Source organism: Bradyrhizobium sp. USDA 4541, assembly GCF_024171085.1.
GTDB classification, from domain to species: Bacteria; Pseudomonadota; Alphaproteobacteria; order Rhizobiales; family Xanthobacteraceae; genus Bradyrhizobium; species Bradyrhizobium australafricanum.
The window spans coordinates 7631120-7654272 of sequence record NZ_JALJZF010000001.1 but is presented as its reverse complement, the minus strand read 5'-3'; the positions used below and the strand labels follow the sequence as shown (position 1 = coordinate 7654272).

The 23153-nt window shown below is 62.9% G+C and carries 23 protein-coding genes and 1 pseudogene; 11 read left to right on the top strand and 13 right to left on the bottom strand.

The window, feature by feature from the left end; all coding sequences use genetic code 11:
- The first annotated feature begins 39 nt into the window (after positions 1 to 39).
- Positions 40 to 2652, top strand: a complete 2613-nt coding sequence (locus tag J2R80_RS36870) for an MMPL family transporter (protein WP_057015691.1) — start codon at positions 40 to 42, stop codon at positions 2650 to 2652.
- Positions 2653 to 2738: 86 nt separating this feature from the next.
- Here the strand turns inward: J2R80_RS36870 and J2R80_RS36865 are convergent, their stop codons facing one another.
- The gene (locus tag J2R80_RS36865; RefSeq protein WP_253640300.1) at positions 2739 to 3368 is read right to left on the bottom strand and encodes a DUF2147 domain-containing protein; all 630 of its coding nucleotides are present in this window, start codon (positions 3366 to 3368) and stop codon (positions 2739 to 2741) included.
- Positions 3369 to 3470: 102 nt separating this feature from the next.
- Here J2R80_RS36865 and hpnO point away from each other — a divergent pair, with 102 nt between their 5' ends.
- Complete coding sequence (gene hpnO / locus J2R80_RS36860; protein WP_057015689.1) at positions 3471 to 4862, top strand: aminobacteriohopanetriol synthase HpnO; 1392 nt, start codon at positions 3471 to 3473, stop codon at positions 4860 to 4862.
- A gap of 102 nt (positions 4863 to 4964) precedes the next feature.
- Here the strand turns inward: hpnO and J2R80_RS36855 are convergent, their stop codons facing one another.
- From J2R80_RS36855 to J2R80_RS36840, 4 genes are all read right to left on the bottom strand, one after another.
- Positions 4965 to 5735 carry an anti-sigma factor gene (locus J2R80_RS36855; protein ID WP_057015688.1) on the bottom strand — a complete coding sequence of 257 codons (771 nt, stop codon included), beginning with the start codon at positions 5733 to 5735 and terminating at the stop codon, positions 4965 to 4967.
- On the bottom strand, positions 5732 to 6289 hold the full coding sequence (locus tag J2R80_RS36850; protein ID WP_018270594.1) for a sigma-70 family RNA polymerase sigma factor: 558 nt from the start codon (positions 6287 to 6289) through the stop codon (positions 5732 to 5734). Before J2R80_RS36850 ends, J2R80_RS36855 begins: the two co-directional genes overlap by 4 nt.
- A gap of 94 nt (positions 6290 to 6383) precedes the next feature.
- Positions 6384 to 6707 carry a cupredoxin family copper-binding protein gene (locus J2R80_RS36845; RefSeq protein ID WP_229190026.1) on the bottom strand — a complete coding sequence of 108 codons (324 nt, stop codon included), beginning with the start codon at positions 6705 to 6707 and terminating at the stop codon, positions 6384 to 6386.
- Positions 6708 to 6719: 12 nt separating this feature from the next.
- A complete protein-coding gene (locus tag J2R80_RS36840; protein ID WP_253640299.1) occupies positions 6720 to 7673 on the bottom strand; it encodes a metallophosphoesterase in 954 nt (317 codons plus the stop codon).
- Between the two features lie 249 nt (positions 7674 to 7922).
- Between J2R80_RS36840 and J2R80_RS36835 the strand changes: the two genes are divergently transcribed.
- Positions 7923 to 8330, top strand: coding sequence for a GFA family protein (locus tag J2R80_RS36835; RefSeq protein ID WP_076833057.1), 408 nt, complete (start codon positions 7923 to 7925; stop codon positions 8328 to 8330).
- 98 nt (positions 8331 to 8428) lie between these two features.
- Here J2R80_RS36835 and J2R80_RS36830 read toward each other — a convergent pair whose 3' ends face one another.
- Positions 8429 to 8983, bottom strand: coding sequence for a Spy/CpxP family protein refolding chaperone (locus tag J2R80_RS36830; protein ID WP_233475477.1), 555 nt, complete (start codon positions 8981 to 8983; stop codon positions 8429 to 8431).
- A 181-nt stretch (positions 8984 to 9164) separates the two neighbouring features.
- On the opposite strand from J2R80_RS36830, the gene cax reads away from it, so the two are divergent.
- Positions 9165 to 10268: a calcium/proton exchanger gene (gene cax / locus J2R80_RS36825; RefSeq protein ID WP_057015684.1), complete on the top strand. Its 1104-nt coding sequence runs from the start codon at positions 9165 to 9167 to the stop codon at positions 10266 to 10268.
- Between the two features lie 78 nt (positions 10269 to 10346).
- Here the strand turns inward: cax and J2R80_RS36820 are convergent, their stop codons facing one another.
- Both J2R80_RS36820 and J2R80_RS36815 read right to left on the bottom strand, forming a co-directional pair.
- Positions 10347 to 10634 (bottom strand): hypothetical protein, encoded by a 288-nt coding sequence (locus tag J2R80_RS36820; RefSeq protein ID WP_244558960.1) that lies wholly within the window; start codon positions 10632 to 10634, stop codon positions 10347 to 10349.
- Between the two features lie 112 nt (positions 10635 to 10746).
- On the bottom strand, positions 10747 to 11193 hold the full coding sequence (locus J2R80_RS36815) for a hypothetical protein (RefSeq protein ID WP_076833062.1): 447 nt from the start codon (positions 11191 to 11193) through the stop codon (positions 10747 to 10749).
- A gap of 196 nt (positions 11194 to 11389) precedes the next feature.
- On the opposite strand from J2R80_RS36815, the gene J2R80_RS36810 reads away from it, so the two are divergent.
- Positions 11390 to 11698, top strand: coding sequence for a hypothetical protein (locus J2R80_RS36810; protein WP_245311297.1), 309 nt, complete (start codon positions 11390 to 11392; stop codon positions 11696 to 11698).
- Between the two features lie 247 nt (positions 11699 to 11945).
- Here the strand turns inward: J2R80_RS36810 and J2R80_RS36805 are convergent, their stop codons facing one another.
- Positions 11946 to 12812, bottom strand: coding sequence for a hypothetical protein (locus tag J2R80_RS36805; RefSeq protein ID WP_076833565.1), 867 nt, complete (start codon positions 12810 to 12812; stop codon positions 11946 to 11948).
- Positions 12813 to 12874: 62 nt separating this feature from the next.
- On the bottom strand, positions 12875 to 13927 hold the full coding sequence (locus J2R80_RS36800; RefSeq protein WP_057015681.1) for an AraC family transcriptional regulator: 1053 nt from the start codon (positions 13925 to 13927) through the stop codon (positions 12875 to 12877).
- Positions 13928 to 14144: 217 nt separating this feature from the next.
- Here J2R80_RS36800 and J2R80_RS36795 point away from each other — a divergent pair, with 217 nt between their 5' ends.
- From J2R80_RS36795 to J2R80_RS36770, 6 genes and pseudogenes are all read left to right on the top strand, one after another.
- Positions 14145 to 14531, top strand: a complete 387-nt coding sequence (locus tag J2R80_RS36795; protein ID WP_076833065.1) for a helix-turn-helix domain-containing protein — start codon at positions 14145 to 14147, stop codon at positions 14529 to 14531.
- 54 nt (positions 14532 to 14585) lie between these two features.
- Positions 14586 to 15296, top strand: a complete 711-nt coding sequence (locus J2R80_RS36790) for a hypothetical protein (RefSeq protein ID WP_375162671.1) — start codon at positions 14586 to 14588, stop codon at positions 15294 to 15296.
- A gap of 106 nt (positions 15297 to 15402) precedes the next feature.
- Positions 15403 to 15744, top strand: coding sequence for an HdeA/HdeB family chaperone (locus J2R80_RS36785; RefSeq protein ID WP_057015680.1), 342 nt, complete (start codon positions 15403 to 15405; stop codon positions 15742 to 15744).
- A gap of 91 nt (positions 15745 to 15835) precedes the next feature.
- Positions 15836 to 17269, top strand: a complete 1434-nt coding sequence (locus J2R80_RS36780; protein ID WP_057015679.1) for a DUF1254 domain-containing protein — start codon at positions 15836 to 15838, stop codon at positions 17267 to 17269.
- Between the two features lie 195 nt (positions 17270 to 17464).
- A pseudogene (locus tag J2R80_RS36775) lies at positions 17465 to 18308 on the top strand (transporter).
- A 121-nt stretch (positions 18309 to 18429) separates the two neighbouring features.
- Positions 18430 to 18939: a DUF2721 domain-containing protein gene (locus tag J2R80_RS36770; protein WP_229190019.1), complete on the top strand. Its 510-nt coding sequence runs from the start codon at positions 18430 to 18432 to the stop codon at positions 18937 to 18939.
- 26 nt (positions 18940 to 18965) lie between these two features.
- On the opposite strand, the gene J2R80_RS36765 is transcribed toward J2R80_RS36770, so the two are convergent.
- The 3 genes from J2R80_RS36765 to J2R80_RS36755 form a co-directional block, all read right to left on the bottom strand.
- Entirely contained in the window at positions 18966 to 19868 is a 903-nt protein-coding gene (locus J2R80_RS36765) for an alpha/beta fold hydrolase (RefSeq protein ID WP_253640297.1), read from the bottom strand.
- 7 nt (positions 19869 to 19875) lie between these two features.
- Positions 19876 to 21495: a GMC family oxidoreductase gene (locus J2R80_RS36760; RefSeq protein ID WP_092079382.1), complete on the bottom strand. Its 1620-nt coding sequence runs from the start codon at positions 21493 to 21495 to the stop codon at positions 19876 to 19878.
- 197 nt (positions 21496 to 21692) lie between these two features.
- Positions 21693 to 23000, bottom strand: a complete 1308-nt coding sequence (locus J2R80_RS36755) for an MFS transporter (protein ID WP_253640296.1) — start codon at positions 22998 to 23000, stop codon at positions 21693 to 21695.
- Positions 23001 to 23153: the final 153 nt, after the last annotated feature.

Here is a 23153-nt window from a genome sequence, read left to right as displayed (position 1 = left end):
CGTTTTCGGCCATGCTTCCCCGAGATAGAAAGAAACGAAGTGCTGACAAATATTGTCGTCTCCGTTGTTAGAACCTGTACGCGTTTTGCCCTTCCGGTTGTGATTATCTCTGTCCTGTTGTCGATCGGCGCCGGCTTCTACACGGCCCGCAACTTCTCGATCAACACCGACATCAACAAGCTGATCTCGCCGGATCTCGATTGGCGCAAGCGCGACAACCAGTTCGAGGAAGCATTTGATCGCGAGCGGCTGATCCTGGCGGTGGTCGAGGCAGCGACGCCGGAGCTGACCAGCTCGGCCGCGAAGGCGCTCACCGCGAAGCTGCAGGCCGACAAGAAGAACTTCGAAGCGATCACCGCGCTCGGCTCCGGCGAATTCTTCGAGAAGAATGGCCTCTTGTTCCTGCCGACCGAAGAGGTCGGCAAGGTCGCGGGCCAGCTCGAATCGGCTGCACCGTTGATCGAGATCATGGCCGGCGATCCCTCGATACGCGGCCTGACCGGCGCGCTCGAGACCGGCCTTGCCGGCGTCAAGCGCGGGCAGGTCAAGCTCGACAATGCCGCGCCGCCCTTCAACCTGATCTCCGAGACGGTCGAGACCGTCCTCGCCAAGGGCAACGCGACCTTCTCGTGGCGCGAGCTCACCAGCGACAAGCCGCTGACCGATTCGGACAAGCGCGCCTTCATCGAGATCAAGCCGATCATCGACTATTCGGCGCTGGAGCCGGGCAAGGCCGCGACCGATGCGATCCGCCAGGCGGCGGCCGATCTGAAATTCCCGACTGAATATCACGCGCGCGTTCGCCTGACCGGACCGGTGCCGATCGCCAACGAGGAATACGCCACCGTGCAGGACGGCGCGATCACCAACGGCATCGGCACCGTGGTGATCGTGCTGGTCATCCTCTGGATGGCGCTGCATTCCGGCAAGATCATCTTCGCCGTGTTCGTGAACCTGTTCATCGGGCTTGCCATCACCACGGCGGTCGGCCTGATGATGGTCGGCTCGCTGAACCTGCTCTCGATTGCCTTCGCCGTGCTGTTCATCGGCCTCGGGGTCGACTTCGGCATCCAGTTCAGCGTCCGCTACCGCTCCGAGCGCTTCAAGAACGACAATCTGACGCTGGCGCTGGAAAACGCGGCGCGCCGCTCGGCGGTGCCGTTGTCGCTCGCCGCGATGGCGACCGCTGCCGGTTTCCTCTGCTTCCTGCCGACCGACTACAAGGGCATCTCGGAGCTCGGCAAGATCGCCGGCGCCGGCATGCTGGTGGCGTTCGTCACCAGCATCACGGTGCTGCCGGCGCTGCTCGATCTGCTCAATCCGCCCGGCGAGAAGGAGCCGGTCGGCTACGCCTTCCTGGCGCCGCTCGATAACTTCCTGGAGAAGCATCGCGTTCCGATCATCGTCGGCACGCTGCTGGTCACGGTCGCGGGCTTGCCGCTGCTCCATTACATGAAGTTCGACTTCAACCCGATCAATCTGCGCAATTCCAAGGTGGAATCGATCGCGACCTTCCTCGACCTGAGGAAGGATCCGAACACCGGCGCCAATGCCATCAATGTGATGACGCGCTCGGAAGCCGACGCCAAGAAGATCGAGGCCAAGCTCGAGAAGCTGCCGGAAGTGTCGCGCGTGATGTCGCTCGACAGCTTCGTGCCCGACGACCAGCCGGCCAAGCTGAAGCTGATCGCGCAGGCGGCCAAGACGCTCGGCCCCGCGCTCAACCCGGATTCGGTCGATCCGGCGCCGTCGGATCAGGAGAATGTCGAGTCGCTGAAGAGCTCGGTCGACGGCCTGCGCAAGACCGCGGGCGACGGCAAGGGGCCGGGTGCGCTGGCCGCGCGCCGGCTCGCCGACGCGCTGCAGAAGCTCGCCGATGCGAATGAGGCGACCCGCGACAAGGCGCAGGACGTATTCGTCGCGCCGATGAAGATCGTGTTCGATCAGCTCCGCAATACGCTGCAGGCCCAGACCGTCACGCTGCAGAACCTGCCGCCGGAACTCGTCGCCAGCTGGAAGACCAAGGACGGCCTGATGCGTGTCGAGGTGGAGCCGAAGGGCGATCCGAACGACAACGACAATCTGCGCCGCTTTGCCGACGCCGTGCTCGCCGCCGAGCCGACCGCGATCGGCGGACCGGTCTCGATCCTGAAGTCGGGCGACGTCATCGTGAAGGCGTTCATCCACGCCGGCATTCTGGCGCTGGTCACGATCAGCCTGCTGCTGTGGCTCACGCTGCGCCGCGTCGTCGACGTGCTGATGACGCTGGTGCCGCTCCTCGTCGCCGGCATCGTCACGCTGGAGATTTGCGTCTTGATCGGGCTGCCGCTCAACTTCGCCAACATCGTCGCGCTGCCGCTGCTGCTCGGCGTCGGCGTGGCGTTCAAGATCTACTATGTCACGGCGTGGCGCCAGGGCAGGACGAATCTGCTGCAGTCGAGCCTGACACGCGCGATCTTTTTCAGCGCGCTGACCACGGCGACCGCGTTCGGCAGCCTGTGGCTGTCGAGCCATCCCGGCACCGCCAGCATGGGCAAGCTGCTGGCGCTCTCGCTGGTCACCACGCTCGCGGCGGTGTTGCTGTTCCAGCCGGCGCTGATGGGCAAGCCGCGCGAGGTCAAGGAGGAGGACATCGCCAACGACGTCACCTGACGCGTTGGCGATTCGCTGTCGAACCGGCTTGGCGGCAGGCGCCGCCGAGCCGCGATGTCAGCGGACGGTGTTCCCGCAGGTTTCCGCTAATGCGTCGGTCGCGCGATGTCGGGGAGCAGGCAGATATCGCCCACGGCGTCAGCCTGCGCATTGGCATTGCTCGGGGCCTGCTTTTGCCCCGGCTTGGTGGCCGGCGCCACGGCACCGGTGGTTTTCTGCGGTGCTGTCGACTTGGGCTGGGTGCCCTTCGCCGCCGGGCTGCCGGCGGCGCTCACCGGAATCGGCGGACCGACGCGGGTCCAGGTCTCGCCGCCGCACAGGAAGCCGAGCACGCAGCCCTGGATCTCGAGCTGATCGGTGCCGACGGGCTTGATGGTCGAGCTGTAGAGCTGTCCGTCCTTGGCGTTGTAGACCTGACCTTCCCACGCATCCGCGCCGGCCTTCTTCTTCATGTCGATCAGGATCGGCATGCCGAGCGTCGGCCTGCTCTGCTTCGCAGGATCAGGATTGTTCTTATCCTTGCCGCCTGGGGTTTTTTCCCAAGACACCGCACCCCACATGTTGCCATTACACTGGGCGACGCGGATGGTGGCGACACCGTCAGCGACCTTCCAGTCGCCGGTCGGGTCCGCTGCAAGTGCCGGTGATAATACGGTGGCCAAAAATAAACCTGAAAAGGCTATTGTACGCGCGAAAGTTCTTGGGCAGTGCAACATGGTCCAAACCTGTGCTTAACTGGACGATCCGAGCGGGGGTCAAAACGCCGCTAGCGAGCGTTTTAAGTTGACGAGATGGCCATCAACCGACGTATGTAACGAATGGTAAGTTCCAATTTAGACGTTTCCGAGATTTTTGTGGAGCGCGAGGGGCAGCGCGGTGCCATGCACACGCGTCACCTCAACGAGCAGCTCGTTCGCGTTCTCAAGACCATCGGCTACGACGTCGGCTTCCAGAAGGGGCAAGGCCAATACCTCTTCGATCGTCAGGGGGCTCGTTACCTTGATCTATTGAGCGGATTTGGCGTTTTTGCGATTGGCCGCAATCATCCGGCCCTGCGCCAGGCGCTGAAGAGCGTGCTCGACGCCGATCTGCCCAATCTCGTGCAGCTCGATGTCTCGACGCTCGCCGGCGTGCTCGCTGAACGTCTTCTGGAACATGTTCCATATCTGGACAAGGTGTTTTTCGCCAATTCCGGCGCCGAAACCGTCGAAGCCGCGATCAAATTCGCGCGTGGCGCGACCGGCCGCCCCGGTATCGTCTATTGCGGGCATTCGTTCCACGGCCTGTCCTACGGCGCGCTGTCGCTGACGGATGATTCGAATTTCCGCGGCGGATTCGAGCCGCTGCTGCCGGGCTGCACTCCGATTCCCTTCAACGATCTCGAAGCGCTGGAGAAGGCGCTGTCGTCGCGCCAGGTCGGCGCCTTCATCGTCGAGCCGATCCAGGGCAAGGGCGTCAACATGCCCACCGACGAGTTCCTGCCCGGCGCGCTGGCGCTGTGCCGCAAATACGGCACGCTGTTCATCGCCGACGAGATCCAGACCGGCATCGGCCGCACCGGAAAATTCCTCGCGATCGAGCATTGGGGCATCGAGCCCGACATGGTGCTGCTGGCGAAGGCGCTGTCCGGCGGTCACGTGCCGATCGGCGCGCTGCTGACGCGCAAGAACATCTTCGACAAGATCTTCAACCAGATGGACCGCGCGGTCGTGCATGGCTCGACCTTCGCCAAGAACGATCTCGCGATGGCCGCCGGCATTGCCACGCTCGACGTCATCAAGGCCGAGAAGCTCGTCGAGAACGCCGCCAAGCGCGGCGCCGAGCTCCGTCTTGCGCTGACGCGCATGGTGCCTGGCTATGAACTGATGAAGGAAGTTCGCGGCAAAGGCCTGATGATCGGCGTCGAGTTCGGTCCGCCGAAATCGCTGCGGCTCAAGGCGTCGTGGAATCTGCTGGAGACCGCCAACAAGGGCCTGTTCTGCCAGCTGATCACGGTGCCGCTGTTCAAGGATCACAAGATCCTGACCCAGGTCGCGGGCCACGGCCTCCACACCATCAAGCTGCTGCCGCCGCTCATGATCACCGAAGAGGACTGCACCTGGATCGAGAAGTCGTTCGACGACGTGATCGCCGGCAGCCACAAGGTGCCCGGCGCGATCTGGTCGCTCGGCAAGACGCTGGTCGACAACGCGGTGCGCAAGTCGGCGTAGTTTCGAACCTGTAGCCCGGATGGAGCGAAGCGAAATCCGGGATTCTCGCAACTGGCAAGACCGTTCCCGGATTGCGCTTCGCTCCATCCGGGCTACAAGATTTCACCCCTCCTTGTTGGCGCGCATTGCGCCCTCGAACTTGTCGCCGAATTCGGAGAGCTCGTCGGCGCCGAGATCGCTGACCGCCCAGTAGTTCAGGCCGCGGTCGCTCCAGCGGCGGATGTTGAAGCCCTGCAGTGTCGAGATCTTCGCCGCCTTGCGTTCGGTGTTCGCTGTCTGCGCCACGAACAGGTTGATGACGTGCTGGCGCCGCTTGTAGACCACGGCGCCGATCTCGCGGGCGTTGACGTAGTCGAGCCGGCCGCCGATCAGGGTAAAGCCCTGCGCGGTGAGATCGATCACCGGCGGCGAGACGTCAAGCTTGCCGTTGAACCAGGGCTTGACCGTATGCTGATCCGTCGAGATCACGTCGGTGAGGTGGCCGGCCTGCAGCGAACGCAGATGCGCCGACACCACCTCGTTCTCGATGCGCTGCTCGTCATCGTTGCGCAGCACGATCGCGACAAGGCCGGTCGCTGCCATCGCCGACACCGCGGAGCCCAGCGCGAAGCCGCGCAGCACCGAGCGCCGGGTCGGCGCCGCCTGCGCTTGCGGTTGCGGCAGTGACTTCTCGATCTTGCGGCGCAGCTCGAGCGGCGCCTTGTAGCGCAAATCGCTCTCGGCGATCGCCTGGCGGATCTCCTGATACTCCTTCATGAGCGCGGCACAATGCGCGCACCCCTCGACATGGACTTCCACTTCGCGCGCATGGCCGGCGTCGAGTTCGCCGTCGATCAGCGCGTGGATCAGCACTTCGGCTTCCTCGCAGGTCATTTCGCTTGCTCCTGTTCCGCAAGCCAGGCCGATCGCAGCATGGCTCGGGCACGCGCGAGGCGGGACATCACGGTGCCGACCGGCACGGCGGCGACATCGGCGATCTCGCGGTATGAAAGATTCTGGATTTCCCTGAGCACGAAGGTCTCGCGGAACGGCTCGGCAAGCGCCGCGACCAGCTTGCGCACGGTTTCGCCGTCGAAGCGGCGCAGCAGCTGCTTTTCCGGGGTCTCCGGGGCTTCATTCCACAGCGGGGTCTGCTCGCCGCCTTCGGGCAACTCCTCGACCGCGGTCGGGGCGGTCTTGCGCCTTGCATATTCGGCCCGGCAGACATTGCGCAGGATCGCGAACAGCCACGGCTTCATCGCAGGTCCGCGGTAGCTGTCGAAATGCTTGTAGGCGCGCAGATAGCATTCCTGCACCGCATCCTCGGCGTCGGCGGCGTCGCGCAGCAGATAGCGGGCCAGCGTATAGGCGTCGTCAAGGTACGGCAGCGCGGCCTCGCGGAAGCGCCGCGCCTTTTCGGGATCGTCTTGCGACGCGTTGACAACCATCGTGTCCTGTCCGGCATGTCGAGAGACGGCGCGTGCCCGGCCGGGGGCGGAGGGCCACCGGCCGGGCATGGTTGTGATTGTATGGGTTGTCACGTTACCCAACCTTGACACTGCCTGTCATGTGCGGATGCAGCGAGCAGAAATACTTGTACTCGCCGGGCTCCGTGAAGGTGAACGAGAAGGTGCCGTCGGTATCCATGGTCTTGGAGCGGAATTTGCCCGCGCACACCACGGTGTGCGGGATGTCGTCGCGGTTGGTCCAGGTCACTGTCGTGCCGGCCTTCACCTCGAGCTGGGGCGGGGTGAACGAGAAGTTGTCGATGTGAACCGCGGTATCTTCGGCGCGGGCCGCCGTGACCGGCAGCAGCATGGTCGCGACCACGGCGATCCCGAAGTCGCGTCGATTGATCGAACTCATCGGTCTTGTCCCTCAGCCTTGCAGCGGCGTGTCGATGATCGCCAGCGGCTGGCTGTTCTGCTTGAAGTTGATGCTGGCGACGCCGAGCATGCTGCGCAGCTTGGCATCCTCCACCTTCATCGGGCCGGGCGAGGGGGCGGAGCCCGGCGACGGCTGCGGGAAGGCGGTCGAACGCGCGGTGTGGAAGGTGACGTTGCCCTCGACCTTCTGCATTACCTGGTGGATGTGGCCGTTGAGCACCGTGACCGAGCCGAAGCCCTTGACGTATTCCAGCGCGCGGGCGCCGTCCTCGGTGCCCCAGCCCCATTGCGGATAGACCGTCCACAGCGGGATGTGGGCGAACAGCACGATCGGCGTCGACTTCGAGCGGCCCTTGAGGTCGTTCTCCAGCCATTCGAGCTGCTCGTTGCCGAGATTGCCGAGGCCGCCGCCCTTGAGGTCGACGACGTTGACGAGGCCGATGAAATGCACGCCGCCGGCATCGAACGAATAGTAGCCCGGACCCTTGGTGCCGCGGCCGTAGCGCTCCTTGTAGAGCTTGACCTCCTCGTCGATGAAGTCGTGCTCGCCCGGCACGTAGTGCACGTCGAGCTTGGCCTGCGAGATGATGCGATCGGCGTCATCGAATTCGGACGCCTTCGACAGATGCGTGATGTCGCCGGTGTGGATCATGAAGGACGGCTTGACCGGCATCGCCCGGACCTTGTTGATGGCCTCTTCCAGCGTGCCGATGGCGTTCGGGTTGGCCGGCTTGTCGAAGCCGACATGGCTGTCGCTGATCTGCATGAAGGTCATGCCGGGCGCAGCTTCCGCAGCCGCGGCCGAGCCGACGATGCCGAGCGAATGCGGCACGCCGCCGGTGACGGTCCACAGCACGCCGGTGCCGGCCCAGGTCATGCATTCCAGCACCTTGCGTCGGCTAACGCCTTTTTCCTCATCGCGATGGTCGTGATCGTGTCCGCTCATGGCAAGTCTCCCGTGGGCCCAGGGATTGGGTTTCCGGGGAGATGATCGGCGGGGCCGGGGCTTTATTCCCGACGCTTTGGCGGGGCCGAGGGCAGGGATGACGATTTCGTGAGGTACGACGCCGGTCTGCATGATCGGTGGGCGCAGGGGACCGCGCGACAGCTCGACGCAAGGGCAAGATGCGCAATTGAAGCGTTGCTGCTTGCGGCGTTATCGACCCGGCAAACCACTGATCGAGCGGAGGAAAACATGGCTGACGTCACCGGCGGCTGTCACTGCGGCGAGATCCGTTACGAGGTGACCGGCGAACCGGTCGTCCATGCTTTGTGTCACTGCACCGATTGCCGGCGCCACGCCGGCGCGCCGATGGTTGGCTGGATCATGGTTGCCGAGGACATGGTCAAGGTGACCAAGGGGCAGCCCAGGATCTACCGATCCTCGGAGCATGGCCGGCGGCACTTCTGCGCGAACTGCGGCAGCGGACTTTTCTATACCAATGGCAACATGCTGCCCGGGTTCATCGACATCCAGAGCGGCACCTATGACGATCCCGACGCGGTGCCGGCCACGATGCATATCCAGGTCGCGGAGCGGCTGCGCTGGATGGAGGATGCGCATGAGCTGCCGACCTTCGACCGCTTTCCGCCGCCGGAATGACCGCCGGTTGATGAACGCGGCGCGGCCTCTGGCGAAGAGGCGATGCGCGCCGCGACATGGAATCGCCCCGCAACGTAGACGCCTGCGCCCGTTTGGCTTTACTCGTCCTCGTCTTCCGGACCGCCGCGCTGCTCGATTGCATTTCGCACGCTACGCATGACAGCGAACGACACGAACGCCATCCTTCTCTTCTGATCATCGCTCAATGTCTTGTAGAGCGGCTCCCAGGCATCGGCGAGCTTCTTGAGGTCGGTCCCGCGCTGAATCAGCCGATCCGCCCTGCGCTGCATGAATTCGACCGGATTGCCTTCATGCATTCCGTCCATCGGTCCGTTTTCGTGCAATTCGGCAATGCGCTCCAACCGAGCCTGCCGATTTTTCGCTCTGGTGCGGATCGCATCCTCGATGGCCGGCCAGTACTTCTCCTGATCCGGAGTCAGCTGCAAGGCGGCCTTGACGATGCCGACGCGCATGTCGGTCAGGCTCTTCAGGTCGGCGGCGCTGGGTGGCGCAACGCCGACAGTCGGGGATGTCTCTGCTGCGATGGCGAGAGACGAGGTTGTCATCAAAAGTGCAATCGCTGCGGCGGCTGCGTTCCTCGTCATTGCAAACTCCTGAGCTGCTTTTCTTGGACGTCCCGAGAAGGAAAACATAGCCGGATCGGCTGCCGGTTGATCTAGGTCAAAGGGGCAGGGAGCCGGAGGCAGGAACGCTCTTCTGACCGTTCGCAAAATACCGAGCGACGTCGGCTGTTTGCGGGTTGAGCTAGATCAAGCGCGGGCGGTCCATGGTGTTCAGAAATTGCTGTCCAACTCCCACCGACCGGGCGGTCCCATGCACCTTCTGCTCAAGGAAATTCGTCACAATCCATTATTCTGGATGCTTGTCTTCGTGCCGATTGTGCTGGTGGTCGAGACGGCAGCTCCGTCCGCCCACACAGCACTGTTTGTGCTCGCCGTGCTGGCCATCGTGCCTTTGGCTGCCCTTCTCAGCCACGCGACGGAAAGCGTCGCGGAGAAAACGGGCGACGCAATCGGAGGCTTGCTCAACGCAACCCTGGGCAATCTGACCGAGCTGATTATCGCGATCGCTGCGCTGCATGCCGGAGAGTACATGCTGGTCAAGGCATCGATCGCTGGTGCCATCGTCACCAATTCACTCTTCATGCTCGGCGCATCGTTCCTGCTCGGGGGGCTCCGCCATCACGTTCAGGAGTATAACCGGGCCGGCGGGAGGATGTATGCCGCGCTGCTGCTGATGGCGACGATTGCGCTGCTTGCGCCCTCGGCTGTCGCCGACCTCGATCCGGCGCGCGGCGAGGCCATGGCGCTGGCTCTCAGTACGGGCCTCGCAGTGCTGCTGATATGTGCCTATGGGCTCGGCTTGCTGTTCTCGCTCAAGACACACAAGGAGCTGTTCGCAAGCGAGGAGCACGGCGAAGCCGGCGGTGCCGGCTGGCCGATCGGACTTGCGTTAGGCACCCTTCTCGTGGTCACGGTGCTGGTTGCACTGGTCAGCGAAATATTCGTCAGCTCGGTGCAAAAGGCGGGCGAGACGCTGGGATTGAGCCCGGCGTTCGTCGGTTTCATCATCGTCGCGCTGGTCGGCGCCGCGGCAGAAATGGCGGTCGCGTTTTCTGCGGCGCGCAAGAACCGTCTCGATATGAGCGTCAGCATCGCGCTCGGCAGCGCGTCTCAAATCGCCTTGTTTGTCGCGCCGGCACTGGTGCTTCTGAGCTACGTCGTCGGTCCGAAGCCGATGGATTTGCAGTTCTGGCCGGGCGCCGTGACGATGGTCATGATCGCCTCCGTGACGTCCTGCTTCATCACCAACAGCGGACGGTCGGCATGGTTTATCGGCGCCTTGCTCGTGCTCATCTATGTGATTTTCGCCATGACCCTGTACATGGTGCCACCTGGATCGCACGGCCCGGTTTGATCAACGGCGAGCGTTGCCGGCACCAATCCGGACGAGGGCGCGTGTTCTTCGTCGCGTTCACGCGGACCCCTGATGGCTTTAGAGCGGTAGCTCGCTCTGACCGCGCGTCCAGTCGATGATGTCGATCTGGAGCCCCCGTTTCAGAATCTCGGCCTCAAGATTGCTGGCATGCCGCTTCCATTCGGCCGTCGACCGGACCCGGAATTTTGGATCTTCACCGTTTGCCTCGAACTCATCGTCGGCTTCGAGCGCGCCGCGAACAGCCTCGTACATCATCTTAAGGCTCGCGTCGGTGAAGGCGTCGTACTCCATCGAGCCGTCTCCTTGGAAAAGCAAAATGCAAGGGACCGCCACGATGGCGATCATGGCGTCTCTTTGCGATCGATCCATTCAACATGGACATGCCGATGCCTGACCGAAGCTCGACAGCGAGCCGGTGCGGTGCAACCGCACGTCCATCCATTGCAGCTCAGCCGGATCAATACTGCGGGCAGACCATTTGCCCGTATTCATTGTAGTAGCAGCTTTGGTTGCCGTAGTAGCCATAGGCGCCATACGCGCCGGCTGCGGCTGCAGCGCCGACGGCGGCAGCACCATAACCCCAGCCCGGCCGATAGTAGCCTCTGCCGTAGCCGGGATAGCCGGCGACCGGGCGGCCAGGGCGCCCTGCAATCGGTCGACCGGGATAGCCCGGACGCCCTGCAATCGGTCGGCCACCTGGACGGCCGGCAACGCGATATCCTCCACCGTGAACTCTTCCGCCGCCTACATGCATGCCACCGCCACGCATCCCGCCGCCGTGAAAGCCGCCTCCGCCGCCGCGGAAGCCGCCGCCTCCTCCGCGACGGGCATAGGCGTCATCAGGAATCAGGCAGACAGCGACGAGAACCAGAGCCGCCAGAGCGGCGAGGATGCAACGAAGCATGGCGTGTCCTCCCTATGGGACAATTTGCGAACGGCGACACTGCGACAATTTCGCCTCGCGAGATTGACGTAGATCAACGGAATGCAGCAGGGCGCGCGTTCGAAAAGGGTCAGGCAGCTGTCATCAACCCCAGGCACAATCTGTACTTTGCTGCCGAAGCATCTTGCCTGGAATGCGAACGTGAGTTCCATGACATTTGCTTTCGCCTCAGTCAGGCGACAGCCGTCGTTTCTTTGCCGAGTTCACCTGGTGCTTCTACGTCCTGCAGAACGCAGCCAAGAGGATCAACGTGCGGAAAGCGGATGTGACGTGCGCGTGCTGTGGCGCAGGTTTCCGGCGGTTGGAGCTATGGTCCGAACCTGGCGCCAAAGGTGAATATCACTGTCCCGTTTGCGACTACTTGCTCGAGGCATTCGATGGCACCAACCTGATCGCCTATCGGCTGACGATCCAGCCGGTGCGCGCGCCGGCCTACTCGGTCAAGCCGTTCGACGATCAACAATAGCCGGACGATTGGTTGCCGCGAGCGCGCTTCGGTTTTCGAGGTGACGGCTGACGCCATGACTGTTTGGCCGTGTCACTGCACCGATTGGCGCCGCATCCCGACGGGGCGATGGCCGACCCGGTGATGGCCGCAGAGGACAAAGTGACCTGGGCAGAACTACCTGTCGTCGGAGTACGGCCGTGGGCGGGTCGCTCGCACCCTCGTCGGATGGTCTCGGTGCTGGCTTGCTCGGGCGCCGGGGCGTCGGCTAGTTCTTGACGGCATACAGAGGCGTTCTGAACGTCAGTTGATAGGCCGGTTTCGGCACCCACATGATTTCGGCTGTGACGCCAAACAGTCGGTTGTCATTATCGTCCACGCGGTCGAGATCGATCCGCACGATCGGTTGCGCAAAGGGCTGAATGGATGCGAGGTTCAGAAGCTGCGCGCCCTCGAAGGATTGCACGCCCACGCGGCCGGTAAATTTCCAATTGTTCGGCCATTGATAGTAGCCGCCGACATAGGCAATCGTGTTCGGGTTGATCCTTCCCAGCGCACCGTCGACGTCGGTTCGCGTGTATTGGAAACCGCCGAGGAAGCCTCTGGTCTCATCGGAATCGAGCGCATAGTCAAATTCGAGAATGTTGTTGAAGGAGGTTGTGCTCAGTGGACCATCGGGAATCGACTTTGTGATAGTCGACTGCAGCGTCACGGTAGGAAAGGTTCCACCGTTCTGCTCGTAAAGGTCGGCCTGGAAGCCGATGTTCCAGCTTGTGATTTGAAAGGACGAAAAGCCGGCGCTTCCAAAGCTCGTCGAACTACCGGAGACGCCGGCATAAAGCGAGGCGCTCTCGGTGACATCGACCGTCAGCGGAAAATCCATATTGAGAGATTTCGCTGCTGGCAGGCCGACCGGAAATACCGCGCCGCCTGATGTCGCAAGCGTCTGCGTATTGAACAGCGTCGGATGGCCAAAGCCGAACGCGAGCGATCCTGCCGGAACCTGTGCGTAGATCGTCCTGAGGTCGAGATAGATCGTCGGCACCGAAGCATTGGCAAGGCCATCATCGTTTGCGGCAAAGGCCTGCGCAACCGGGACGGCGATAAGCAGCGCGCACAATGCCGCGCTCAAGATCGATCCGGGAGCCAGGAGCCCCGCGTTGTTACGTGGCGGCGCGTTCAAGGCGAGAACCTTCCCTAGGCGCGGCGATTGCCATTGGATCGGGAGGCAGGCCGATCGATCGTGGCTTGTCCGTTGCTCGACCTTTGCCGAAACTCCCGTGGGGTGCAGCCGGAAATCCGGCGGAAAGCCCGCGTGAAGTGGGCAGGGTCGGCATAGCCCGACGAGAATGCAACGTCGATGATCTTGATTTCTGTGCTGCCCAGAAGCTTGGCCGCATTGTTGAAGCGAGCCTGCTCAAGCAGACCCGAATATGTCAGACCAGCGAGCGAAAGCCTCCGCTGCAGACTCCTGGTGCTCACGCCCATCATCTCGGCGGCCTGCATGATCGTGAGGCCTCCTTGATCAAGGTAGGAGGGCAAGCTTAGCTTCAGTGCGCTGACGACGTCCTTTCCGAATGACTGCGGCTCGTGATCGGCGGGCGTCGGCCGAACGTCGTTTGCGGGATTTGCAAGACTGAGGAGTTCTGCCGGCACTTCGATCCATGACGCCTTTTGACCCGACATGAAGCGCGTGTTCGGCCAATGCGACTGGACCTCCGGGCTCGGCGTATAGAGTGCTTCAAACGCAATCACTCTCGGAGACCAACTGATCCCGGCGAACTGACGGACGATGTGCAGGACGAATATGTTCTGAAGCCACTGGGATATCTCAAGATGGGAAATGCCCTCCGTTCCAGTAAGCTTGCTGCAAATCTTCAAGCTCTCGCCGCTTGGCTCGAGCCATAGCTGGAGGATCGTATCTTCGCACGGCGCCCACCGGCAAATTTGCTGCAGGGCAACCAGAAGCGTTGGCGCATGGCGCACCCGCGCCCGCATGGCTTCGCTCAAATGTTCGAACGAGAGCCGCTGGGCTGCGCGAAAGGCGATTTCCGATAGGCCCTGCTTTTGCTGAGCGGCCGTCGCGAACCGAACCGCCGGCAGCAAAGGCACGTAATGATCCGCTTTTTCTTCAAAGGACGTCGGGAGTTGAAATCTGGCGAGAAGTGCTGCCGTCGGGCCGCCTATTTCAGAATGGAGCTCAGCGAACGGGATCAGAAATTGACAACGGGTCAATGGAATGACGGTCATTACTACCTACCCAAGAAGTTTTGCCGCGATCGCAGCTTAGCAGGCCGGAACTCGTCTTGCGTTGTCTTTATCGCGAAACCAGCTGCGACGACGCGTTCGACGAATTCCGGTTCGCGAAAGTTTTGGCGGCCGATGGCCAGATCGGTGGACGAAGCTGCTTTATCTTGAAGCGTCGTTTTTCTTGCAGGAGCACGGGCTTCACGCCTCAAACCAACCGATGAGAGCTGTCCGATTGCCTTCAGCCCAGGCGGTCCGCGCAGTCATTGTCGCGTCGCTGCGACACGGTGACGCAACTCTTGATAGCACCGCTCGCGCCCTCAAGATCAGCTCGCGCACGTTGCAGCGACACCTTGGTCGCCTGGGCACCAGCCACAGCGACATACTCGCGGAGGTTCGCTTGAACATCGCTTGCCGCTTGCTCGTAGACTCAAGCAAGCGACTGTCGGAAATCGCGAAATTCGTCGGCTACAGCAACGCCAGCAGCTTCAGCCGCAGGTTCGTGCGTTTGATGAAAATCCAACCTATCGTTTACAGGCAGCGGCAACTTGCCGATCGGCAGGGCCAAGCGGGCCATCGCAAGAGATCCCACACCGCTGGGCCATGACAATTCCGATCATTGGCGCGAAATGGCAAGACGCGCGATTTGAATTGGCGCGAAATGCTTAGCGAAGCTGATTGCCGAGATAGCGCTCCCCAAAGGAATAACAAACATGACCCTTCGCTCAGCTCTGGCGTCGCCGGATTGATTGCCGCTCCCCATAAGGTGCTTTCCCAAACTGCACCCGAGAACAAACCACACGTACCGCTCGAGAAGTCGATAGGTCAGGCAAAGCCGGAAGTCGTGCCATCGCTCTTCGTCCTCAACTCGCGCGGTGCGAGCTTGAAGGACGGGAAGCTTGTGCTGACGGGGGTTTCACCGAATGCGATCGTGTTCGCCGATCGGCCCGTGAGGGCAGCCGGTCATGATCTCACATCGCGCATTGTCGAGGATTGGGGCAATGGCAGTGACAATTTCGCAAAGGACCCTCCAAACGCCACGGTGTCCGGGTTCAGGAAAGACGGATCATCGGTAGCGGACGCCGTCGTCGTCTTGAAATCGCCCAAGCTCGAAGGCGACAGGCTGACTTTCGATGTCGATATGCTCGAAGGCGACCTTGCGGGGGCTGATGGACCGGCGTCGATCTTTATCGACATCATCGGTCGTCCATTCACGCCGCTGTCTTTTGCCGGCGTTGCCCGCCGCACCGCCTGGCGAGGTGCTTACTACCGCGGCGCTGCAGTCGCGGGTGCGGCCGCGCTTGGAGCTGCGGCAGCCTATCCGTACTACGCCCCCCGATGCGGATACTATCCTTATCCGCCTTGTTACTGAGCAACGCGACCGTCGCGTCGAAGCCGCTGGGCCGACAGGTGGAAGATCGGCCGCGATCTAAGCCGGGCACGCGAGCTCACAGGAGAGCATCATGAGACGAACCGCTATGATCGCAGCATCGCTGATCGTCGCCGGCATTCAGTCGGCGCACGCGCAGACAGACCTCAGCGCCTACGCCAACGCCGAAGGCTATCTGGACGTTCAGAAGCTGACCTGCGCGCAACTCGCCGGAACATGGCAGGGAGACGCCGACCTTCTCACTGCCTGGTACAGCGGTTGGTACAACGGGCTTGCGCGCAAGCACTACCTCGACATCAAGAAGTCCCGCGAGGCCGAGCACGAAGTAATCCAACATTGCAAGGCGCATCCTGATCAACTCATCATCGAGGCGATCGCGGCGGTCTTCAAGGATATGAGAGCGGCGCTCGGGATCAGGATGCAGCCCTGACCCGCGGGATCGGACACCTTTTACGGCAGGCCGACAGTCGGAGCAGCCTGACGATTGTTTGAAGACCATTCGATTTGCAAAGGAGAGAACAATGGAGATCACGCGTCGCAATCTTGCGCTCGGCGGAATGGGTCTGCTCACCGGAGCGGCGATAGGTCGACCAGCCGTCGCCGAGGAGGGAGCTTTCCTGGGTGTCGGTCAGGGCTTGGAGGACTTCTGGCTCGCGAGCGACGCCTACATATTCGGCTATCCGTTGGTGACGATGGAGATGACGCGGAGAATCATCACCAACGTCGCGGAGCCCGTGGGCACGCGGGGGCCGATGGGCCATATCATCAAGCTGCGTCAATATCCGGACGCGTCGTTCCGTGACGTCACTGCGCCCAACGCGGACACGCTCTACACCACGTCCTTCTTCGACGTCGGCAAAGAGCCGTGGGTCCTCAGCATCCCGGACATGAAGGGGCGCTATTTCCTGATGCCCATGCTTGATGGCTGGACGACGGTGTTCCAGGTGCCGGGAAAACGCACCACCGGCACCGGTGCACAAACCTATGCCATCACCGGGCCCGGCTGGAAGGGCACGCTGCCGGACGGCGTGAAGGAGTACAAATCGCCCACCAATATCGTGTGGCTGCTCGGCCGCATCTATTGCACCGGAACGCCGGAGGACTACGCCGCCGTCCACAAGCTGCAGGATGAGTGCAAGCTCGTTCCGCTCAGTGCTTACGGCAAGCCGTACACACCGCCTCCAGGAAAGGTCGATCCTTCGATCGACATGAAGACGGCCGTCCGCGAACAGGTCAATCGCATGGACGCGGTGTCGTATTTCAAGCTGCTATGCGAGCTCATGAAAAGCAACCCGCCGAACGCGGCAGACGCGGCCCAGCTCGCCAAATTTGCCCGCATCGGCATCGTACCCGGGCGGGACTTTGACGAGACCAAGCTGAAGGCGGACTTCCTGAAGCGTGTGCCCGAGGTGTCATTCGACAGGATCATGCTTCAGTTCAAGGTCAACAAGGCCATCACGGATGAGAACGGCTTTGCGTTCACGACGAAAACCGGCATCTACGGGACGGACTACCCGATGCGGGCCCTGGTAACCGCGATCGGACTCGGCGCCAACCGCCCGCAGGATGCCGTCTATCCGACCTCGCAAAAGGATGCGGATGGCCGCAAGTACAATGGTGCGAACAAATACGTCATGCGGTTTCCCAAAGGCCACTTGCCTCCGGTCGAGGGATTCTGGTCGCTCACCATGTACGACAGCAGCTACTTCTTTGTGAACAATCCTCTCAACCGATATTCGATCAGCGCGCGGGAAAATCTGAAGGAAAATCCGGACGGCTCGACCGATCTCTATATTCAGAAAGACTCGCCCGGTAAAGACAAGGAATCGAACTGGCTTCCTGCGCCCGAGGGAGATTTCATACTCATGCTGCGGATGTATTGGCCGCAGGAAACCGACCCCTCGATCATCAACGGCACTTGGACGATTCCGGCCGCCAAGAAGATCGGGGCCTGAGAAACTGGATTCATGCCGGCTCCAACCGGGCCGGCATGAATCAATGTGCTACAATTTGCGGGGGGCGAATCGTGCGCCTGAGCGAGCCGTACAGGTCGCACCGCACCAAAGGGGCGTGACATGCGGCTTCGCGGTCTTTCGATGAGGCGGCGACCAAACGGGCGAGGCAAGCCACTCAGGGATGTCGGCATCGCCATGATACTGGTCATGGCGTCAGTTTCGTCTGAGGCCGCGCGTGCCGACGAGGCCGGCGTCTCATACTGGCTTCCCGGCCGCTTCGGCAGCCTCGCTGCGACCCCGCAGGTCCCTGGCTGGTCGATGGCGGAGGTCTACTATCACACCAGCGTAAGTGCATTCGGCAATGCCGCGGCCGCCAGGGAGATCCAGGTCGGCAGAATCCCCGCCGCGGCTAACGTCAACCTAAACCTGCATCTCAACGCGCAGGCGGATCTCATCCTTCTCAATCCCACTTATACGTTCGCAACGCCGGTGCTGGGTGGCCAACTTGCCATCGGCGTGACCGGGCTGTTCGGACGGTCGAGCGCGGATCTTGCGGGGACGCTGACGGCGGCCGTCGGTCCGCTGGCGACAACCCGCACCGGCAGCTTCGGCGATTCGATCACATCGGTCGGCGACCTCTACCCGCAGGCGACGCTGAAGTGGAACGCCGGGGTGCACAATTTCATGAGCTATGTAACGGGAGACATCCCGGTCGGAGCATACAGCCCGAGCAGCCTTGCCAATCTCGGCATCGGTCACGCGGCCATCGATGCCGGCGGCGGCTACACCTACTTCAACCAGCAGGCGGGCCACGAATTTTCCGCGGTCGCGGGCTTCACGCCGCGTGCTTGGCGTTGGTCCGCAGATCGGCTTCCTGTTTCCCGTAGGCGACATGCAGGGTTATCTGAATCTCGATGGGTATGGAGAATTTGCAGCAGAGAATCGCCCGGCCGGCTGGAATACCTGGTTGACGTTCTCGATCTCTCCGATGGCGCCGACCAGCACCGTGACGCCGGCCCGACGGGTCGTGACAAAATAGCAGCGCTGCTGGCGCCTTCGATTGTGCCGAGATCACGCCACTATGGGCCGCAACCGTGTCGATGCCCGCCGTTCGGACGCCGCCCGGCAATTAGCCGACGCCGGTTCGATACGCGGGCGTCGTGATTGTCAGCAGGGTCCACGCTGCCAATGCTCGGCCGATTGGTTTCAGCCGCGCCAACCCGAAAGTGGAGTCGATGTTACCGGATACGCCGTCGGTCAGTCAGCTCTCTCAAGTGATTTCTCAAGCGGCCGCGCCCGCATTTCTGCTTGGCGCATTGGCGGCCTTTATCGCGGTGCTGATTTCCCGCCTGAACCGGATCATCGACAGATCGATTTACCTGAACCAAATTTCGGATCAGGATCAGGCGAGATGCCGGCTCAAGGCAGACCTGCCGCGTCTTGCTCGGCGCGCCACCATGATCAATCGCGCGATCTTCTGGTCCATCATGGGAAGCATTTCGATCAGCGTTGTCATCGTCGTCGGCTTTGTGAGTGCGTTCCTTCACATCCAGCACGAGCGGGGCGTTGCCATTCTCTTCATTGTTGCCGTTGTGGCTTTCATCGTGTCGTTGGTCGATTTCGCGCGAGAGGTCCGAATTGCCCTGAGCGAGTTCGATCACTACGGCTAGACGCAACGCATTGATACGTGCACGCCTTAACGCGCACGCGCGGCAAATGTCGTGAGCGCTGCCACCATCAACTCCGGCGCTTCCTGCGCGACGCAATGTCCGACACCGTCGAACGTCCAGCGGCTCGCATGCGGGATCAGCGCCGCGGCGCGGTCGGCCATTTCCTTGTAGATTGGCCATGACTGCTCGGTGGTCGCGATGCAGACCGGGCAGGCAATGTCGGAGAACCAGGGGAACGGATTACCGCGGGCGTCGCCGGTGTAGATTTGCTCCATGGCCTGGAAGATCGGCCCGAGTAGGGCCGACTCGATTTCCGGCGTACAAAGCAGCCGCATGCGGCCGTCGCCGAGCCGCGCAAAGCCGTGATGGACATAGGCCCACAGCGACCGTTCGGTCCATGGTGCGAAGGCCGGCGCGGCGCGCAGCCGCTGGAACAGATCGTCGGCGCTGTCGAACTCGGCCCGGCGGCGCAGCACGCCCTGCACCGAGCCGTTCGCGATGTCGCTGAGGCCTCCGGCGCGCGGCGCGCGCGGATCCATCGCGGTCGGCTCCGTGACATGCAGGCGCGCGAAGCGACCGGGCATCAGTCTGGCTGCGAGCAGCAGGTCGGTTGCGCCGGCACTGTGACCGATGGCGTAGATGTCGTGGAGGTCGAGGCGCTCCACCACCATGCGGACGTCTTCGGCAAAATCCTGGAAGTGATAGCGATCGGCCGGCGGCTTGTGGCTCAAGCCATGGCCGCGGCGGTCGAGCGCATAGACGGCGTGATCGGCAGCAAGCGCCTCCGCGACCTCGGTCCATACCTCCGCGACAAAGCCTGTGCCGTGCAGCAGCAGCGCCGGCGGCTTGTCCGAGGCCGGCTCGCCCCATTGCGCCACCGCAACCTGTGCACCGGTATCGCCAACCAGGAGGCGCTTCGGGGCGTTCATCGTCGCTCTATCGCGCATCCTGCAGGATCATCGCCGCCGCCTTCTCGGCGATCATCGCCGTCGGCGTGTTGGTGTTGCCCGAGGTGATGGTCGGCATCACCGAGGCATCCGCGATGCGCAGGCCGTGCAGGCCGTAGAAGCGCAGCCGCTCGTCGACCACGGCCATCGGATCGTTGGCCGTTCCCATCTTCGCGGTGCCGACGGGGTGGAAGATCGTGGTGCCGATGTCGCCGGCAGCCTTGGCAAGCGAGGCATCGTCGTCGCCGACCGAGGGGCCGGGCAGGAATTCCTCGGGATGATATTTCTCCAGCGCCTTCTGCTTCATCAGCCTACGCGTGGTGCGGATTGCGTCGGCCGCGACCTGGCGGTCGTCGTCGGTCGACAGATAATTCGGCGCGATCGACGGCTTGTCGTCGGGAACGGACGATTTGATGCGCACGGTGCCGCGCGAGCTCGGCTGCAGATTGCAGGCGCTCACCGTGATCGCGGGGAAACGGTGCAGCGGATCGCCGAACTTGTCGAGCGACAGCGGCTGCACGTGGAACTGGATATTGGCGCGCGAGCGCGTCGCGTCCGAGCGCGTGAAGATGCCGAGCTGCGACGGCGCCATGGTCAGGGGACCACGGCGGCGGAATGCGTAGTCGAGGCCCATCAGGCCGCGGCGCACGAGATTGTAGTAAGTTTCGTTCAGCGTACGCACGCCGGAGACCTTGTAGATCGCGCGCTGCTGCAGATGGTCCTGCAGATTATGGCCGATGCCCTGCACGTCGAGCACGATGTCGATGCCGAGCGGCGACAGCCATTCGGACGGACCAATGCCGGAGCGCTGCAGCACCTGCGTGGTTCCGATCGAACCGGCGCAAAGGATCACTTCACCCCGGGCGCGCGCCTCCACCGTCTCATTGCCCTGCCGGAACAGCACGCCGGCGGCGCGGCCGCTCTCGATCACCAGGCGGTCGACCAGCACGTCGGTTTCGAGCCTGAGATTGCTGCGGTTCAGCACCGGCTTGAGGAAGCCGCGCGCCGACGACCAGCGCCGGCCGCGCTTCTGGTTAACGTGGAAGTAGCTGGTGCCCTCGTTGTCGCCGGTGTTGAAATCCGGGATGCGCTTGATGCCCATCTCCTCGGCGGCATCGCCGACCGCGTCGAGGATCTGCCACGACAGCCGCGGCGCCTCGATGCGCCAGCCGCCGCCGACACCATGATGCTCGCTTTCACCGAGGAAATGATCCTCCAGCCGCCTGAACGCCGGCAGCACGTCGCTGTAGCTCCAGCCGGTGAGGCCGAGCTGCCGCCAGTGGTCGTAATCCGCGGCCTGGCCGCGCATCGAGATCATGGCGTTGATGGCGGAGGAGCCGCCGATCACCTTGCCGCGCGGATAGGCGAGCGCGCGGCCGTTAAGGCCGGGCTCGGCCTCGGTCTTGAACATCCAGTCCGAGCGCGGGTTGCCGATCGCGAAGAGATAGCCGACCGGGATGTGAAACCAGATCCAGTTGTCCTTGCCGCCGGCTTCCAGCAGCAGCACGCGCTTCTTCGGATCGGCCGACAGGCGGTTGGCCATGATGCAGCCCGCCGTGCCTGCGCCGACGATAATGTAGTCGAAATCACCCTCGAGCCTTCGCGGCATGTCCTCGTTCCCGGCAAGCGTCTTTTGTTGGGCCCCTTCTATAGCGTTTTCGAGCGAAGTGGAGCCCGGTTCGCGTGAAGAAAACGCGTCAACACAAGAAAATAGAACTCGGTTCTGACAGAGTCAGGACCGAGTTCTATCCAGACGCAGCGGGCCGACACAAGCCCGGCAGTGGATGCCGGGCGTGCGCTGGATGATCAGGGGCGGCTCGGTTCGGCCAGTGTGACCTCATGGCTCGCGCGGGGAACACAGACGATCAGCGTCAGCATGCCGATGCCGAGCACGGCGCCGACGAGGGCGAGCGGTGCGTAGATGCTCCCGGTTGCGGCAGTCATCCAGCCAATCAGGGCAGGGCAGACCGCGCCGCCGAACGAGCCGATCGCTGAGATCAGCGCGATGCCGCCGGCCGCGGCGCTGCCCTCCAGCATCGCGTTCGGAATCGTCCAGAACAGCGACAGGATCGCGAAGATGCCGATCGAGGCGACGGCGAGCAGCGTCACGGTCAGGAGCACGCTGTCTTGCGCGGCTTGCAAGGCGATGAAGCAGGCCGCCGCGACGAGGCCGCAGCAGACCACGTGCCAGCGCCGTTCCCGTGTGCGGTCGGAACTGTAGCCGATCGCCACCATGCCGATCGCGGATGCAACCGAGATCGCGCCGCTCAGCCAGCCGATCTCGGTGGTGGTCGCCACGCCGACGCGTTTCAGCAGCGTCGGCGTCCACAACAGGATGGTGTTGAGCGAGCAGAAGAACGCGAAGTAGATGAAGGAGAGCAGATAGACGCGCGGCTCGCGCAGCGCCGCCGCGAAGCTCCGCGTGGTGCCGGGAACAGCGGCGCGGTCGCGGGCGAGGTCGCTTGCGACCTGCCGCCGCTCGTCGGCGCTCAGCCAGCTCGCGACCTGCGGTCCGTCGGCGAGGTAGAAATAGGCGGCGATGCCGAGCAGCACGGCCGGGCCGCCTTCGAGGATGAACAGCCACTGCCAGCCATGCAGGCCATGGACGCCCTGCATGTGATCCATGATCAGGCCCGACAAGGGACCCGCGATGACGCCGCCGAGCGGCACCGCCATCACGAACAGGCTCGTCATGCGGCCGCGCACGCGATCCGGGAACCACAGCGTCAGATAATACAGGATGCCGGGGAAGAAGCCGCCCTCGGCGGCGCCTAGCAGGAAGCGTAGCAGATAGAGGTGATACTGGTTCTGCACCAGCGCGAGCAGCACGGTGACTGCGCCCCACAGTACCATGATCCGCAGCAGCGTCTTGCGGACACCGACCTTGACCAGCAGGAGATTGCTCGGCACTTCGAGCGCGACATAGCCGACCGAGAAGATGCCGGCGGCAAGCCCGAACACCGCGTCGTCGATCTGCAGGTCGTGCAGGAACTGCAGCTTGGCAAAGCCGATGTTGAAGCGGTCGATAATCGCAACCGTGTAGCACGCCAGCAGGAACGGGATCAGGCGCCAGGCGATCCGTCCATAGAGCCGCGAATGGGCCGCATCCTGCATGAAAGTCTCCTCGAATGGTTATTGATTGTTTGTTGGTGCCGCGACGGCGGTAGGCTCCCTCGCCCCGTTCTTACGGGGAGAGGGTTGGCGCGAGGGGCGTCTCCCCATAGACGGTGACAGCAACCCTCGCGGAGGCGACCCCTCACCCGGAAT

Excerpts from the sequence above, each read along its gene's own strand:
- J2R80_RS36855 (WP_057015688.1), bottom strand. The coding sequence starts at position 5,735 with ATGACCTGCGAGGAAGCCGAAGTGCTGATCCACGCGCTGATCGACGGC.
- J2R80_RS36850 (WP_018270594.1), bottom strand. The coding sequence starts at position 6,289 with ATGGTTGTCAACGCGTCGCAAGACGATCCCGAAAAGGCGCGGCGCTTC.
- J2R80_RS36840 (WP_253640299.1), bottom strand. The coding sequence starts at position 7,673 with ATGAGCGGACACGATCACGACCATCGCGATGAGGAAAAAGGCGTTAGC.
- J2R80_RS36790 (WP_375162671.1), top strand. The coding sequence starts at position 14,586 with ATGCTTAGCGAAGCTGATTGCCGAGATAGCGCTCCCCAAAGGAATAAC.
- J2R80_RS36755 (WP_253640296.1), bottom strand. The coding sequence starts at position 23,000 with ATGCAGGATGCGGCCCATTCGCGGCTCTATGGACGGATCGCCTGGCGC.
- J2R80_RS36865 (WP_253640300.1), bottom strand. The coding sequence starts at position 3,368 with ATGTTGCACTGCCCAAGAACTTTCGCGCGTACAATAGCCTTTTCAGGT.
- J2R80_RS36795 (WP_076833065.1), top strand. The coding sequence starts at position 14,145 with ATGAGAGCTGTCCGATTGCCTTCAGCCCAGGCGGTCCGCGCAGTCATT.
- J2R80_RS36760 (WP_092079382.1), bottom strand. The coding sequence starts at position 21,495 with ATGCCGCGAAGGCTCGAGGGTGATTTCGACTACATTATCGTCGGCGCA.
- cax (WP_057015684.1), top strand. The coding sequence starts at position 9,165 with ATGCACCTTCTGCTCAAGGAAATTCGTCACAATCCATTATTCTGGATG.
- J2R80_RS36830 (WP_233475477.1), bottom strand. The coding sequence starts at position 8,983 with ATGTTTTCCTTCTCGGGACGTCCAAGAAAAGCAGCTCAGGAGTTTGCA.
- J2R80_RS36780 (WP_057015679.1), top strand. The coding sequence starts at position 15,836 with ATGGAGATCACGCGTCGCAATCTTGCGCTCGGCGGAATGGGTCTGCTC.
- hpnO (WP_057015689.1), top strand. The coding sequence starts at position 3,471 with ATGGTAAGTTCCAATTTAGACGTTTCCGAGATTTTTGTGGAGCGCGAG.
- J2R80_RS36815 (WP_076833062.1), bottom strand. The coding sequence starts at position 11,193 with ATGCTTCGTTGCATCCTCGCCGCTCTGGCGGCTCTGGTTCTCGTCGCT.
- J2R80_RS36785 (WP_057015680.1), top strand. The coding sequence starts at position 15,403 with ATGATCGCAGCATCGCTGATCGTCGCCGGCATTCAGTCGGCGCACGCG.
- J2R80_RS36845 (WP_229190026.1), bottom strand. The coding sequence starts at position 6,707 with ATGAGTTCGATCAATCGACGCGACTTCGGGATCGCCGTGGTCGCGACC.
- J2R80_RS36835 (WP_076833057.1), top strand. The coding sequence starts at position 7,923 with ATGGCTGACGTCACCGGCGGCTGTCACTGCGGCGAGATCCGTTACGAG.
- J2R80_RS36765 (WP_253640297.1), bottom strand. The coding sequence starts at position 19,868 with ATGAACGCCCCGAAGCGCCTCCTGGTTGGCGATACCGGTGCACAGGTT.
- J2R80_RS36800 (WP_057015681.1), bottom strand. The coding sequence starts at position 13,927 with ATGACCGTCATTCCATTGACCCGTTGTCAATTTCTGATCCCGTTCGCT.
- J2R80_RS36820 (WP_244558960.1), bottom strand. The coding sequence starts at position 10,634 with ATGATCGCCATCGTGGCGGTCCCTTGCATTTTGCTTTTCCAAGGAGAC.